We start from the raw sequence: 13,182 nt of genomic DNA on the forward strand, positions 1-13,182 counted from the left end.
CTCGATCCTGCCATACGGCCCTCCCCGCACTCCGAGCTCCGCGCGCGGCCCTGCCCTATCTCAGCGAAGTCTCACCGGTAACACTTGCATCGTCCGACAGCCGACTTACGCACGGACTGTGTGCCGGTAGGCGTCATTCACCAACTGCGTGTGCTGCATACGACAAACGCCGAGCGCGATGCAAGGACTTCCCGTCAGCCATGAGGGACCTTGGGCTCTACGAGCCTGGCCAACTCGTCCACCATTTCACAAGCTCTGGATGCATCTACTCCAGTGACCTGAACGTCCACTCGAGACTCGTCCGTCACCCCGATCGCAATGACGCATCCACTCGGCCCAGCTACACGGCCATACTCCCGCCCGTCCAACTCCTGGTACTGCACACCTTGTCCCATATCGGGCAAATCGCGGACGCCACCATTCTCGCGGAGAATGATGAAGGTCGTCGGCATGTCGGCCGCCGTATTTCCCCGGTCAGGAAGCCACTGGCATGTTCTGGCAGAGCCGACTTGCTCCGGCAGGGGCTGACGCACGGGGCCGTACTTCTCGATATCGTTGACGTCCAACAATGAGCATGGATCGAGTTCAGCCAGCGAGCTTCCAGCTCCCGAGCTCTCCGGTGAGGACGGACTTGATGCGGCAGTCGGGGCGACACTACCGAACGGGTGTCCGCGCCCAGGTTCTGCGGTACCGCCCTCACTCTGCGAACATGCCACGAGCACGAAGGCGGTCGCCGCAACGAACGGCACCGCGGCCGCACGTGAGAAATGCACCGTACTTAGCTCCCTAAGCCTTGTAGTGGCTCGTCGCGTTGTCTTCCGCCTCGCGGTAGTTCCTCATCGCGTGCCGCAACGCTTCCTCTGATTGTTCAAGCACCGCCTGAAGTTGCGTCAGGACCGTGACAGCACCCTGTGGCCCGTCACCACTTTTTCGCACATGCTCGGCTACCTGGACCGCATACGGCGAACTCCCCAACGGAGGAGCGGTCGAAAACGTATAGCTCTTGCCCAGCATCTGGTCGATGCGATCCCTAGCGTCCGCGAGTGCCTCGATGAGAGGCTGAGCTCCTCGCTCGCTCACCCGGAAGCCGCCGCTCTTCGCGACCTGCAGCATCTTGCCGGCCTCAGTGCTGGTCTTTGCCACGGCGGCAGCACTGATTCCCGCATTGACCCAGTTGCCACCGGCCATGCCGGCGCTGTCACTGACCGGCTGGTCAAAGATCTGGTCGCCTGCCATCTTCATGCCCCAATGCTCTCGGTAGCTCGGAGGTCACCGTACCGAAGCCGGACAACCACCGAAGTCGGGTTTCGTTTGTGCCCGGATGCGCTGATCGCAACGGACGCCCGTACCTCCAAGCGCCTACTCCCCGATCACTGGCGGAGCGGTGCGCTCGTCCGTACCGAAGACCTCGTCCGGGTCGCCCTCGACGAGATACGTCGGCCGCTGGTGCTCGGCGTCCTCGCTGCCCTGACCACCACGTCCGGCTCCGGCACCCATCGCTCCCATGCCGCCCGCGCCACGTCCGGCACCTCCGGCGGCAGCCGCGGCGCCAGGCGCGGCGCCGGGCATACCACCCATACCGGGCCGCGCGGCACCGGAAGCGGCTCCCGGACCAGCACCGGTCCCGCCGACAGCAGCACTTCCTCCAGGACCAAACCCGCCACGTCCGAGCTTGCTGCTGTAGTCGGAGCTTCCTCCGCCCATACCGCCGGCGGCCATACCACCGACCGGCATGGCACCCATGCCACCGAAGCCGCTGTTCGAACCACCGCCCGAGGGGACTCGCCCCGTGGCCGTCGGTGGCCGGTAGCCCGACGGCCTGGTGCCGGACGGCATACCGGCGCCGGTGTTCCGCCCACTCTGCAACGGCGCAGGGACAGGCGTGTACCCGCCACCACCGCTCGAACCGCCGCTACCTCCGGGCACCGAGAACGATCCACCGCCGCCGGATCCGCCCGGCCCTGTTCCCGTGCCGGAGATCGAGCCACCGGCATAGCCCGACGCGCCAGTACCGGCGTCGCCACCCGGAACGCTGATCGCCGCGCTCGCGCTCGGCATCCGAACACCGTCGGACCCACCGGCACCGAAGGTCGGCGGCTCGGAGAATGCCGGCTGCTTCGACGCGGCTTGGTAGAGCTCGTTGTCATAAGTGGTCATGACCCGCGCGGCCTCGTCATGAGCCTCTTGGCTGCGCCGGTAGGTCTCCATGGTCTCGCTGATGTTGTCCGCGAGATCGAAGGGATTGCTGGTGACGAGCTTCTTGAACTCGGTGCGCCAGTCGAACGGCACCGGTTCGGGCATCGTGTTCTTGGCGGTCGCGGCCGCATTGCCTTCCTGCGCGATCACCTCGGAGGCCAGTTTCGCGTTCTGCGCGTTGCCGTCGGACCAGGTGCCCAGCGATTGGAAGAATCCATGCGCCTGTTCGGCTGCGTCGCCTTCCCACTCCTGCCTGGACTTCCCGACCCCTTCGTTCAGCCGAGACGACAGGTCCTCCAGCACCGAGACGAGTTCGGCATAGGCATCGGAGATCCCCTGAATATCCTCAGCCCGCAGGTTCTCCGTCACGAACTGCTTCAACTGCTCGTGCTCGTGGCCTGGGTAATTCATGTCGGACGCGCTCAGGCCTTCCAGGTACTGCACATCGCCGGACGTCAGCCGCGCGATCTGCTCCTGGGAAAGGTTTTCCGCGTTCGCGTGTGCCTTCAACATGCCGATCGGCATGGAGAAAAGGCCGCCGTTGGCCGCCGCTTCGGCCATGGCCTGACTGGTCAACGCTGCTTCCCGCTGGCTCGGCGCCACCCACTCGTCGTTGTTCGCCGACGGTTGCGGATTGGTCATCCTCAGGCCCCTCCAGAGAGCTCGCTTGCCCGAACGCGGCATTCCTGCTGGTCAAACAGTCCTCGCCTGTGTCGTCCGACGGCAGTTTACAAGCCGCACACCTACCGCGACGGCTGTTCACAGCAAACCATCCACGACGGGACCTGGGACGTACCGCACCCGGGCGACGGTTCCCGCGACCTCACAGGTAGCCCTCGAGCTGGGCATACAGCTGCTGGACGATGCGCGCGTTGTCGCCGGGGGCATAGGTCAGCCACTTCTGGCCGTCGTCGGCGGCCCGCTGGGTGCAGAAGTACCGGCCGTCCTCGGTGTCGAACCAGGCCACCGGGCTCAGGTTCATCGGCTTGCCGCCCTGCCCGGGCGCGAACGCCGTGAACGCCCCGATCCGCAGCTTCGGCTTCTCGAACAGGCGCGCGACCGCACGTTCCTGGGTCGCCGAGTGGGAGCGCGGCGGCGCGACCCCCGCGAACGGGTCGTAGCCGGCGTCCTCGGCCGCGTGCCGCGGGCGGCTCGGCGCCGGCTTGGCCACCGTCACGGACTGGCCGGGCGCTGCCGGGGTCAACGGCAGCAGGTCCACGAGCGCCGACACGAACTGCGTCGGCCGGACCTCCTCGAACACCATCAGGTTGCCGTCCTGCCGCACCAGCACCGCGAACTGCCCGTCCGACGACGCCCGCCCGAACAGCTGCTCCTCGTCCTTGAGCTGCGCCGCCAGTGTCACCGCGAGCGGCGCCCGGACGAACGTCTCCAGCGCCAGCTGGACATCGGGGTCGAGCCTGCCGCGCCCGAACAGCTGACGACTTTCCAGGTCGCGGAACACCGCTTCCCGCACCTGGGCACGCTGCGTGTGCGTGGTGCCGATGTGCGGGACCTGGAACGGAAACGGGGCACGACCCAGCTTCAGATGTTCCAGCAGCATGTCCACCGCCACCAACGACAGCGAGAACGAGTGCGCCATTCCCCTATCCCCCCGGAGTCCTCGAGCCGACGGGAGTGCACGTTAGCAGCAGCACGCGCTCACGCTCCGCTGTCAGCGAACCGCCCTTGCCGCCGCGGCCACCCGGTGGTCTGGTGGAACCATGCCTGACGCGAAGCCCACCCTGGTCCTGCACCTCGTCAGCGGCGGCGAACCGCTGCTGTTCCAGCTCCACCCCGACGACGTCGACGAGGTGGCGAAGCAGCTGTACCTCTACCTCGACCACGGTTCGGTGCAGACCATCCGCACCAAGGACGACGTGCGACTGCAGGTCAACTTCGCACACGTCGCCGTCGCCTACATCGACCGGCAACCCGGCAAGGTGTTCGGCCTGCACTGAGCGGCTCCCGGCCGCCGCGGCTCGAGCAGCGGCACGGCTCACAGGCCGTACAGGCGGCTCCAGTTCTCCCGGCTGGTGAGCTCGGGCAGCGCGCGCTTGTACTGCGCCTGCACCGCGCGGCCCTCCTTGCGCAGCCGGTTGATCACCTTCACACCGCGCTTGGCCAGGTCGAACATGCGGTCGCGGTCGTAGGAACGCACCCGCACGCCCTCCTGCGAGGCGTCGGTGACGATCGCCGTCTTGAACAGCGAGACGTGCCACCAGTGCGCCTCGTCGCTCGGGATGGCGCCCAGCGCGAAGCGGTGCTTGCCGAGCACACGGTCGAGGATGCGCTTGAGCAGCACCAGCCGCTGCATGCTGGGCCTGGGGGCGGTGTTGATGATGCCGATGTCGTTGGAGGCGACGCCCGGCACCTCGGTCGGCGCGTACTTCTTCGTCTCCGGGTACTGCGCGCGGATCTCGCGGATCTCCTTCATTGCCGCGACACCGCCGTCGTGCAGGATGTCCGGCCCCTCGAGGAAGTCCTCGACCGCCTTGATGAGCGTCGCCGAGAGCCCGTACTGCATGCCGAGCAGGTACCGCACGAGCTGGGCCATCAGCACCCGCGAGAGGACGTTCAGGTCGAACGGGCTGTGCAGCGCCGCGGTGATGATGGAGTTACGCAGGTTGAAGTAACGGTGCCACTCGTCCCAGTCCTTCCAGTGGAAGTCGGCGTGCCATACGCCGGCGCCGGGCAGCGTCACCGTCGGGAAGCCGTGCGCGCGCGCCCGGTAGCTGTACTCGGCGTCGTCCCACTGGAAGAAGAACGGCATCGGGTAGCCGATCTCCTTGACGACCTCGTACGGGATGAGGCACGACCACCAGCCGTTGTAGCCGGCGTCGAGGCGGCGCTCCTGCCGGTTGGGCTCGCCGGTCTTCTTGTCGACACCGAGCAGGTCGGCCGTCTCCAGGCTGTGCGGCACCGGCTGTCCGGGTTCGAGCGTGTTGAGCCGCGCGTACTCGGCACCGACGTGCAGCTGGTTCGGGTGGAGCAGGTTGAGCATCTGTCCACCGACGATCATCGGGTGCGCGGCGCGGTTGGAGAACGCGGTCAGCCGGATCACCAGGTCGGGTTCCAGCAGCACGTCGTCGTCCATGAACAGCACGTTGGCGTGCTCGGTCTCGGTGTTGCCCGCGACCTCGTACAGACCACGCGTGAAGCCGCCCGCACCGCCGAGGTTCGGCTGCTTGATGTAGCGCAGCTTGTCACCGAGGCTCTTGGCGACGTCGGCGAAGCCCTCGCGAGAGTCGACGGTGTCGGTGCCCTGGTCGGCGACGTAGATGGCGTCGAGCGTGTCGAGCGCGGGCAGCGAGTCGGCGAGCGCCCTCAGGTTGCCCAGGCAGTCGTCGGCGCGGTTCATCGTGCAGATGGTCACCGCGGTCGGCCGGATCTTCTCCGGCGCCTCCACGGTCCAGCGCACCTGCGAGACGGTCAGCCGCTCACCGGCCTCGGTCTCCAGGTCGAGCCACAGCGCGCCGCCGTCGAGGAACTTGTCCAGCGGGGCCTCGAGCGTCACGGTGGCGGGCTGCTCGGCGCCGACGACGTTGCGCACGGCGACGGTGCGTGGCTCGCCCTCCACATCGGAGGCACGCACGGCCAGCTGACCGGAGCCGGTGACGGTGGCCTCCACGGCGACGGTCTTGACCTTGGTCCAGCGCTGCCAGTACGCGGCGGGGAACCGTCCGAAGTAGGTGTTGCCGGAGACCCGCGCCGACGGTTCGAGGGTGACGCTCTCGCGGTGCCGCGCCGCCACGCCCTTGGCGACGTCGGCGTAGAGGTCCTTGCTCACCACGTCCGAGGGGCCCGCGAACAGCCCGCGCTGGGCGAGCAGCCGGTCGGCCTGGGGGGTGTGCTCGGAGAACCGCGTCCGCCCTTCCTTCGTCGATGCGGTCGCCGACCTCTTGGCAGTGGCCGAAGCGGCTTTACCGGGCATGAGACCAGTCCTCCAGGGAAAACACTGACAAACACTTACGCGCGAACTGCCAGTAAGGTACAGGCCTCACCCGGACCGCCCGCGCAGGCGCCCGTCAATCGCGTGACTCGCGGAACACCACCCATTTCAGCATGACGAAATTGATCGTGGTGGCCGTGCCCTGGGCGATGATCCACGAAAGCGCCACCCGCCAGGTGAAGTCCGGGAGCAGGGAAAGAGCCAACGCGTTCGTGCCCACGTTGACGAAGAACGTCACCGTGTAAAGCAGCACGAAACCGCCGACCTGGCCCGCGCCACCCTTCTGCGCCCCGGTGAACGTAAAACGCCGGTTAAGGAAATACGCCGTGGTGGTGCCGGCGATGAAACTGATCGCCTTGGCCAGGTGCACCCACGTGCCGGCCTGCAACAGCAGCCAGTAGAGGCCCGAATCCACCAGGGCGCAGAAGCCGCCGATGAGAACGAACCGCGCGATCTGGGCCAAGAGGCCGGGAGAGGACGGCCGTGCCGCCTCGCCAGCCTGGGAGTCCGTCGCCACCACTGCATACCTCGCCGGCCGGGGATGGGTCGTTCTGCAGAGTCTAAGAACGTCACCGAACCCGGGGCGCGTCGGCCCGTGTCTCGGCACGGTTACCCTGGGCCGGGTGAGCGCTGAGACCTCCCAGACTCCCGGACCGCACATCGAACGCCGGACCCTCGCGGGCTGGGGCCGCACGGCTCCGACCACCGCGAACGTCCTGAGCACGCCCGACGTCGAGGTGATCGCCCGCGCCGTCGCGCAGGCGGGCGAGCGCGGGGTGATCGCGCGTGGCCTCGGCCGCTCCTACGGCGACCCGGCACAGAACGCGGGCGGGCTGGTCATCGACATGACCGCGCTGGACCGGATCCACTCGATCGACCCGGACTCCGGCACCGTGGACGTCGACGCGGGCGTGAGCCTGGACGCGCTCATGCGCGCGGCCATCCCCCATGGCCTGTGGGTGCCGGTGCTGCCGGGCACCCGTCAGGTGACCATCGGCGGTGCCATCGCCAACGACATCCACGGCAAGAACCACCACAGCGCGGGCAGCTTCGGCAACCACGTGCTGTCGATGGACCTGCTCACGGCCGACGGCAGGGTCCGCACGCTGACGCCGGACGGCCCCGAGTCGGACCTGTTCTGGGCCACGGTCGCCGGCATCGGGCTCACCGGCATCATCCTGCGGGCGAGGATCCGCATGAAGAAGACCGAGACCGCGTACTTCGTGGTCGACGCCGATCGCACGTCGAACCTCGACGAGACGCTGGAGCTTTTCACCAACGGCTCCGACCTCAACTACGACTACTCGATGGCCGTGCCGGACCTCATCTCCCGGGACGAGCGCCTCGGCCGTGCCACCTTTTCGCGGGGATCGCTGGCGAAGCTGGACCAGCTGCCGGACAAGCTGAAGGCCGACCCGCTGAAGTTCGACGCGCCCGTGCTGGCGACGCTGCCCGACATCTTCCCGAACGGGCTCGGCAACAAGGTGACGTTCGGGCTCATCAACAACCTGTGGCAGCGCACGGTGCCGAAGAAGGGTGCGCGCGGCAAGATCCAGAACCTGACGCAGTTCTACCACCCGCTGGACATGCTGAGCGAGTGGAACCGGGCGTACGGGTCGAAGGGTTTCCTGCAGTACCAGTTCTCCGTGCCGTTCGGCCGGGAGGACGACCTCAAGCGCCTGTGCCGCAAGATCGCGAACTCCGGGCATTATTCGTTCCTCAACGTCATCAAGCGCATGGGCGAGGCGAACCGGGCGCCGCTGTCCTGGCCCACCCCAGGTTGGATGCTCAGCGTCGACTTCCCCATCAAGGACGGCCTGAGCCGGTTCTGCACCGAACTCGACGAGGATGTGCTCGCTGCGGGCGGGCGGCTCTACACGGCGAAGGACTCGCGGACCACCGCGGAGATGTTCCACCGCATGTACCCCCGCCTCGACGAGTGGCGCAAGATCCGGCACTCTGTCGACCCCGACGGCATCTTCATCTCGGACATGGCCAGGAGGCTGGAACTGTGATCGACGCGGTGGGCAACCCCCAGTCGCTGCTGCTGCTCGGCGGCACCTCGGACATCGCGCTGGCGATCGCCGAGCGCTACCTCGCGGAGCGTCCACTCCGGATCGTCCTGGCGGCGAGGCCGTCGGCGCGTTTGGACGACGCCGCGAAGCGCCTGCGGGACAAGGGCGCCGAGGTATCCACTGTGGACTTCGACGCCAAGGACACGGCCTCGCACCCGGCCGTGATCGAGAAGGCATTCGCGGGCGGGGACATCGACGTGACGGTGGTGGCCTTCGGGCTGCTCGGCGACGCCGAGGAGGTGTGGCAGGACCACGCCAAGGCGGTGGAGCTCGCCACCGTCAACTACACGGCCGCCGTGTCGGTGGGTGTGGCGCTGGCGGACAAGCTCAAGCAGCAGGGCCACGGCTCGGTCGTGGCGCTGTCGTCGGTGGCCGGCGAGCGCGTGCGCCGGTCGAACTTCCTCTACGGCTCCACCAAGGCCGGGTTCGACGGCTTCTACCTCGGCCTGGGCGAGGCTCTGGCGCCGTACGGCGTGCAGGTCACGGTGGTGCGGCCGGGCCAGGTGCGCACCAAGATGACCGAGGGCATGGGCAAGGCTCCGCTGGAGCAGACCGCCGAGCAGGTGGCCGAGATCGCCGTCGATGCCGTCCGCGCAGGCAAGGACCTGGTGTGGGCGCCCGGCACGTTCCGCTGGGTGATGTCGGCGTTGCGGCACGTGCCGCGGCCGATCTTCCGCAAGTTGCCGATCTAGGTATCCCCGATCCGGGCAACGGCCCCGCCGCCTCTCGCGCGGCGGGGCCGTTGCCGTATCCGGTCGGTCACTGCGTGAGCCAGTAGCCGAACGAGGTGTACTCCGGGTACGGGCTGAGCAGGGGCCGCACCGGCTCGAGCCGCACCTGGACCTCCGGCGACGTCACCGCGTCACCGGGCACGGTGAAGGTGCGGATGTTCCACCGGTCGCCGCGCGGCCCGAGGTTCCAAATGCCCAGGTCGCGGCCGTCGACACGCACGCGCACGAACCGTTCCGGACCGGAGGGCAGCACTCGCCCGGTGATGGTCATCGACCTGCCGGGTTCGAGGTTCCGTGCGGTGAACGTCTCGCCGCCGAGGATGTACCGGCCGCTGTCGATGACGTCGCCCTGCCTACGCAGTTGCGTGTACGGCTGGACCCGCGGCTGCGCCATGTCGGCGGTGTAGCCGTGCTGCTCCTCGCTGTCGAGTGCGCCGACGTTGACGTAGTCGCGGACGTCGCCGGGCCGCGGCGGCTGGTCGCCGGTGCCCGCCAGGACCCAGTTCGCCTTGTACACGCCGAGCTCGTTGAACGGCACGATGCTCCAGCCGGTCTCGTCCCTGGGCGCGCGCAGCTGGAAGGTCATCTCGGGCTCCGCCTCGAAGACCCCGGTCTCCAGGAACGGCCGCATCGACGCACCCGGCCACGTCTCGTACACGACGAAGTAGTCGGGCCGCTGCTGCTCGGGCAGCTCGCGCAGCTTCTCGTACAGCGAGCCGGTGCCGTTGTTGCTGGCCTCGGCGAATCCGTTGGTGGCCAGGCCGATGGTGTCGACGACCCGGTGCTCGCCCAAGTAGGCGACCGCGCCGACGTCCTTGACGCCGATGACGGCGTCTGGCGGCAGGTTGCCCTTGACCCAGCCGGCCGCCGAGACGTCGGTGTCCCGGATGGTCGCCGACTCCCAGCCGAAGCGCACCGCCCACGTCGGCAGGGCCGCCAGCGAGAACAGCAGAGCGATGGTCAGCAGCGTGTGCAGGGCGATGCGGCGGAACCGCTCGCGCTGCACGACCCGCGACACCCCGTAGAGCCCGCAGACGGCGAACAGGATGTACAGGGGCAGGAACGGCTGGAAGTACCGCAGCTCGTGGATGAGCGCCGACGACAACGTCGACACCGACGCGACGATGCCGGCGAACCCCAGCGCGACGGCGATCAGCAGCGGCCGCCACTGCCTGCGCGTGGCGAACACGTACACCAGCCCGATCAAGAAGGCGACGAGCATGCCGGGGAAGGCGTAGTTCTGGCCGATCATGCCGTTGAAGAAGCCGACCGCGCCGCGCACGTTCTCGACCGTGCGGTCGACGAACTCACCGAGGTAGAACACGGGCCGGTCGTTGAGGTGCGACTTCGACTGGACGCCGTTGGCGGTGAACGTGCCGGTGGCGATCCGGTAGAACAGGTACTGGCCGGCCACGGCGACCAGCGGGAACAGGCACCACAGCGCCCGGCCGAACCGGAACCGGCCCTCGTCGCGCCGGGCGGCGAACACCGTCCAGACCATGGCGCCGCACAGCATGAGCGCCAGCACCATGCCCTCGGGCCGCACCAGCGCCAGCAACGCCCCCAACAGCGGGGTGAGCCGGAACCGCTGCCGCGGCCGTTCCCGCACGAAGACGTACACCATGGCGGTGGCGAGAAACGCCGTGAGCCCGACCTCCATGCCGCTCGCCGCGCCCCACAGCAACGGGCCGCTGAGCCCGACCAGCACACCCGTCCACACGCCGATCGCGCGGTTCACCAGCACGCGACCGAGGTGGTAGGCGAGCCCGGTGGCGAACGCCGTGCAGACGATGCCGAGCCCCACGGCGAAGCCGATGAAGCCGCCGTCCTGGAAGCCGAGCACCCAGGCCGCGGCGAGAACGAACGAGTACAGCAGGCTGCTCGCGCCCGTGCTGATCGGGTCGCCGGTGTTGAACTCGAACGGGTGGCCCTCGCCGAGCTGCCTGCCGTACTGGAGGTGGATGTAGACGTCGTCGAGCGGCGCGATGAACGTGCCCTGGTTCCACGCCAGGTCCACGATGACGAACACGGCGCCGCCCAGCAGCGCGAGACAGCCCAGCAGCCACGCGAGCGGGTCCCGGCGAGCCAGGAACCGGCGGCCCCTGCCTGCCGGGCGCGTACCGGACTCCTCGGGGTCCGGGGAGGTTTTCGCCGTGTCCGCGTCGGTTGTCGTGCTCATCCGCTCCTGCCCTGTCGGCTCCTCACGAAGCTACCCGGCGGGTTCCGGCCACCGCACTCGACGCTGCCCTGCCCTCCGGGTCAGCGGACGGCGATGACGGCGAACGGGCCGACATCGCGCCGCTCGAACCGCGGTGAGTCGAACAGGGCCGCGTCGAAGGAGACCGGCCTGCCCTTCACCGGAATCCGCTCGGGGAAGGTGTCGTACTTGATGGTGTAGCGCAACGATCCGTCGTCCGCGCGCCGCAGCACGAACATCGTGGCCGGCTCGAACGGGCCGTCGTGCATGCGCTCGTAGAGCTGCTCCGGGCTGGTGGAGCGTGCCCACGACCGGATCTCGTCGGCCCGCTCGGTGTAGCGGGACAGCGGGTTGGAGTAGTGCGGCGTCAGGTCGTGAAAGCCCCAGTACGGGCGGAACGACATCATGTGCAGCTGGTCGGACAGCAGGATCTCGCGGGTCGGCTCGCCGGTGCCGAGGCGGTCGATGGTCGCGATGAGCTCGTCGGTCCACGCGGCGTCGTCGGCCGGGTCGCCGCCGCCCGACGCCGTGGTGCCGTCCGGGTAGAAGTCGGTGTTGGCACGCTCGATGATCTCCGCCATCGAGTACCGCACGCCGTCCTGGACGAGCGAGAGGCAGGAGGCGATCGCGAGCACCATCGACACGGCGAGCGCGGGCCTGCGCCACTGGCTCCACGTGCGCACCAGCAGCCGCAGCAGCTCCAGTGCGGCGAACAGGCCACCGACGGCGAGCGTGACGTTCAGCGTCACCACGAAGCGGAAAGCCAGCAGCGTCGTCTCCATGGTCAGCGCCAGCATCGACAGCGCGAACCACACGTACACGCCCGCCGTGATGGCGAGCAGGACGAACGCGACCGTGTTCCTGCGGGCCCGCACGATCGACCAGACCAGCCCGGCGAGGCAGAGCGCCCCGAAGATGCCGTCCGGCTTGAACGGGATCGGAAAGTAGGCGCTGCCCGAGGGCAAGAACCGCGCGGCGACGTTTTCCGCCCCGAGCCCGCCCGCGAACAGGAACGGCGCCCACACCACCAGCAGCATCGCCGCCGAGATCGCACCGATGAGGACGAGCCTGCCGACCATGCGGCGCACGACCACGCCGCGCCGCTCCCCGGCCCGCACCGCCAGAACGCCCGCTACCAGGGCGAGGCCCACCACGAGCAACGCGCCGAAGCCCAAGTGCAGCGTGTAGGTCATCGCGCAGATGCCCAGGTACACGCCCACCAGGACGAGTGGCCACTTCGCCGCCTCCCGCCGGCGCAGGGCCAGCCAGGCCAGGATCATCACCGGCGGCAGCCACGACGTCGTCGGCCACGCGTAGGGCTCCTCGACGCTCGACGACTGCAGGCCCGCCACCAGCGTCACGACGCTGGCCAGCAGCGCGGTCCGCCTGCGCACGACGAGGCTCCACAGCACGAACGTCACTGCCGCGGTGACGGCCGCCGTCATGATGGAGAACGGCTTGTAGGCCTCCCAGCCGGAGAGACCGAACAGGTTGGCGAAGCGCCCGCCGAGCCAGAACCAGCCACCCGGGTAGTAGGGCGGGACGTCGTAGTAGTTGATGTCGTTCAGCGCCCAGTCCGACGCCATCCGCTCCATATAACGGAGCCGGAAACTGTTGTCGACCGACGCCCCGCCAAGGAAGAACCGCGTCGACATCAGCGGCAGCGCCACGATGACCGTCACCAGCGCGGACAACGCACTCCACGCGCCCGCGAGCTTCACCCACACCGGCCACGCGCGCACTCGCGGCACGGCGAGCGACCCGAACGCCACCGCGATGATGACCGCGCTGGACAGGGCCACCATGGCCGCGGGCACGTGGGTGCCGGGCACCAGCCGGGGAAGACGATTGATCGCGAACTGGATGGCCAGGCTCAGCACCGCCGCCCAGCCGCCCGCAAGGAGCAGCTCGACCACCGTGCGGCCCGGCCCCATCAGCGGCGCGCGCAGGAAACCCTCCGCCTGGCCGGGCTCGGCGCTCGCTGACGCGATATTCGGTTTCCGTGCGCGCAAGGTGTCGGTCATCGGCGACGGG

The 13,182-nt window shown here is 68.6% G+C and carries 11 protein-coding genes; 3 read left to right on the forward strand and 8 right to left on the reverse strand.

The features are described 5' to 3' along the window. Positions 1 to 194: 194 nt before the first annotated feature. The 4 genes from ACFSZT_RS02725 to ACFSZT_RS02740 form a co-directional block, all read right to left on the reverse strand. Positions 195 to 773, reverse strand: a complete 579-nt coding sequence (locus ACFSZT_RS02725; protein WP_377394955.1) for a DUF3558 family protein — start codon at positions 771 to 773, stop codon at positions 195 to 197. Between the two features lie 13 nt (positions 774 to 786). Then, entirely contained in the window at positions 787 to 1,242 is a 456-nt protein-coding gene (locus ACFSZT_RS02730; RefSeq protein WP_377394958.1) for a hypothetical protein, read from the reverse strand. A gap of 117 nt (positions 1,243 to 1,359) precedes the next feature. Next, the gene (locus ACFSZT_RS02735) at positions 1,360 to 2,838 is read right to left on the reverse strand and encodes a hypothetical protein (RefSeq protein WP_377394961.1); all 1,479 of its coding nucleotides are present in this window, start codon (positions 2,836 to 2,838) and stop codon (positions 1,360 to 1,362) included. A 181-nt stretch (positions 2,839 to 3,019) separates the two neighbouring features. Continuing rightward, a complete protein-coding gene (locus ACFSZT_RS02740) occupies positions 3,020 to 3,796 on the reverse strand; it encodes an ESX secretion-associated protein EspG (protein WP_377394963.1) in 777 nt (258 codons plus the stop codon). A gap of 121 nt (positions 3,797 to 3,917) precedes the next feature. Here ACFSZT_RS02740 and ACFSZT_RS02745 point away from each other — a divergent pair, with 121 nt between their 5' ends. After that, positions 3,918 to 4,154 carry a hypothetical protein gene (locus ACFSZT_RS02745; RefSeq protein ID WP_377394966.1) on the forward strand — a complete coding sequence of 79 codons (237 nt, stop codon included), beginning with the start codon at positions 3,918 to 3,920 and terminating at the stop codon, positions 4,152 to 4,154. 38 nt (positions 4,155 to 4,192) lie between these two features. Here the strand turns inward: ACFSZT_RS02745 and ACFSZT_RS02750 are convergent, their stop codons facing one another. Then, positions 4,193 to 6,127 carry a glycosyltransferase gene (locus ACFSZT_RS02750; RefSeq protein WP_377394969.1) on the reverse strand — a complete coding sequence of 645 codons (1,935 nt, stop codon included), beginning with the start codon at positions 6,125 to 6,127 and terminating at the stop codon, positions 4,193 to 4,195. Positions 6,128 to 6,221: 94 nt separating this feature from the next. Next, entirely contained in the window at positions 6,222 to 6,665 is a 444-nt protein-coding gene (locus tag ACFSZT_RS02755) for a GtrA family protein (protein WP_377394972.1), read from the reverse strand. A 103-nt stretch (positions 6,666 to 6,768) separates the two neighbouring features. Here ACFSZT_RS02755 and ACFSZT_RS02760 point away from each other — a divergent pair, with 103 nt between their 5' ends. Further along, on the forward strand, positions 6,769 to 8,160 hold the full coding sequence (locus ACFSZT_RS02760) for an FAD-binding protein (RefSeq protein WP_377394975.1): 1,392 nt from the start codon (positions 6,769 to 6,771) through the stop codon (positions 8,158 to 8,160). Beyond that, positions 8,157 to 8,912, forward strand: coding sequence for a decaprenylphospho-beta-D-erythro-pentofuranosid-2-ulose 2-reductase (locus ACFSZT_RS02765; RefSeq protein ID WP_377394978.1), 756 nt, complete (start codon positions 8,157 to 8,159; stop codon positions 8,910 to 8,912). Before ACFSZT_RS02760 ends, ACFSZT_RS02765 begins: the two co-directional genes overlap by 4 nt. A 67-nt stretch (positions 8,913 to 8,979) precedes the next feature. Here ACFSZT_RS02765 and ACFSZT_RS02770 read toward each other — a convergent pair whose 3' ends face one another. After that, positions 8,980 to 11,130: an ArnT family glycosyltransferase gene (locus ACFSZT_RS02770; protein ID WP_377394982.1), complete on the reverse strand. Its 2,151-nt coding sequence runs from the start codon at positions 11,128 to 11,130 to the stop codon at positions 8,980 to 8,982. 80 nt (positions 11,131 to 11,210) lie between these two features. Continuing rightward, complete coding sequence (locus ACFSZT_RS02775; RefSeq protein ID WP_377394985.1) at positions 11,211 to 13,172, reverse strand: arabinofuranosyltransferase; 1,962 nt, start codon at positions 13,170 to 13,172, stop codon at positions 11,211 to 11,213. Positions 13,173 to 13,182: the final 10 nt, after the last annotated feature.

Origin of the sequence: Prauserella oleivorans (assembly GCF_042685745.1) — a bacterium.
Taxonomy (GTDB): Bacteria; Actinomycetota; Actinomycetes; order Mycobacteriales; family Pseudonocardiaceae; genus Prauserella_A; species Prauserella_A oleivorans.

Coding starts and splice junctions, on each gene's coding strand:
- ACFSZT_RS02730 (WP_377394958.1), bottom strand. CDS start 1,242: ATGAAGATGGCAGGCGACCAGATCTTTGACCAGCCGGTCAGTGACAGC.
- ACFSZT_RS02735 (WP_377394961.1), bottom strand. CDS start 2,838: ATGACCAATCCGCAACCGTCGGCGAACAACGACGAGTGGGTGGCGCCG.
- ACFSZT_RS02740 (WP_377394963.1), bottom strand. CDS start 3,796: ATGGCGCACTCGTTCTCGCTGTCGTTGGTGGCGGTGGACATGCTGCTG.
- ACFSZT_RS02745 (WP_377394966.1), top strand. CDS start 3,918: ATGCCTGACGCGAAGCCCACCCTGGTCCTGCACCTCGTCAGCGGCGGC.
- ACFSZT_RS02750 (WP_377394969.1), bottom strand. CDS start 6,127: ATGCCCGGTAAAGCCGCTTCGGCCACTGCCAAGAGGTCGGCGACCGCA.
- ACFSZT_RS02770 (WP_377394982.1), bottom strand. CDS start 11,130: ATGAGCACGACAACCGACGCGGACACGGCGAAAACCTCCCCGGACCCC.
- ACFSZT_RS02775 (WP_377394985.1), bottom strand. CDS start 13,172: ATGACCGACACCTTGCGCGCACGGAAACCGAATATCGCGTCAGCGAGC.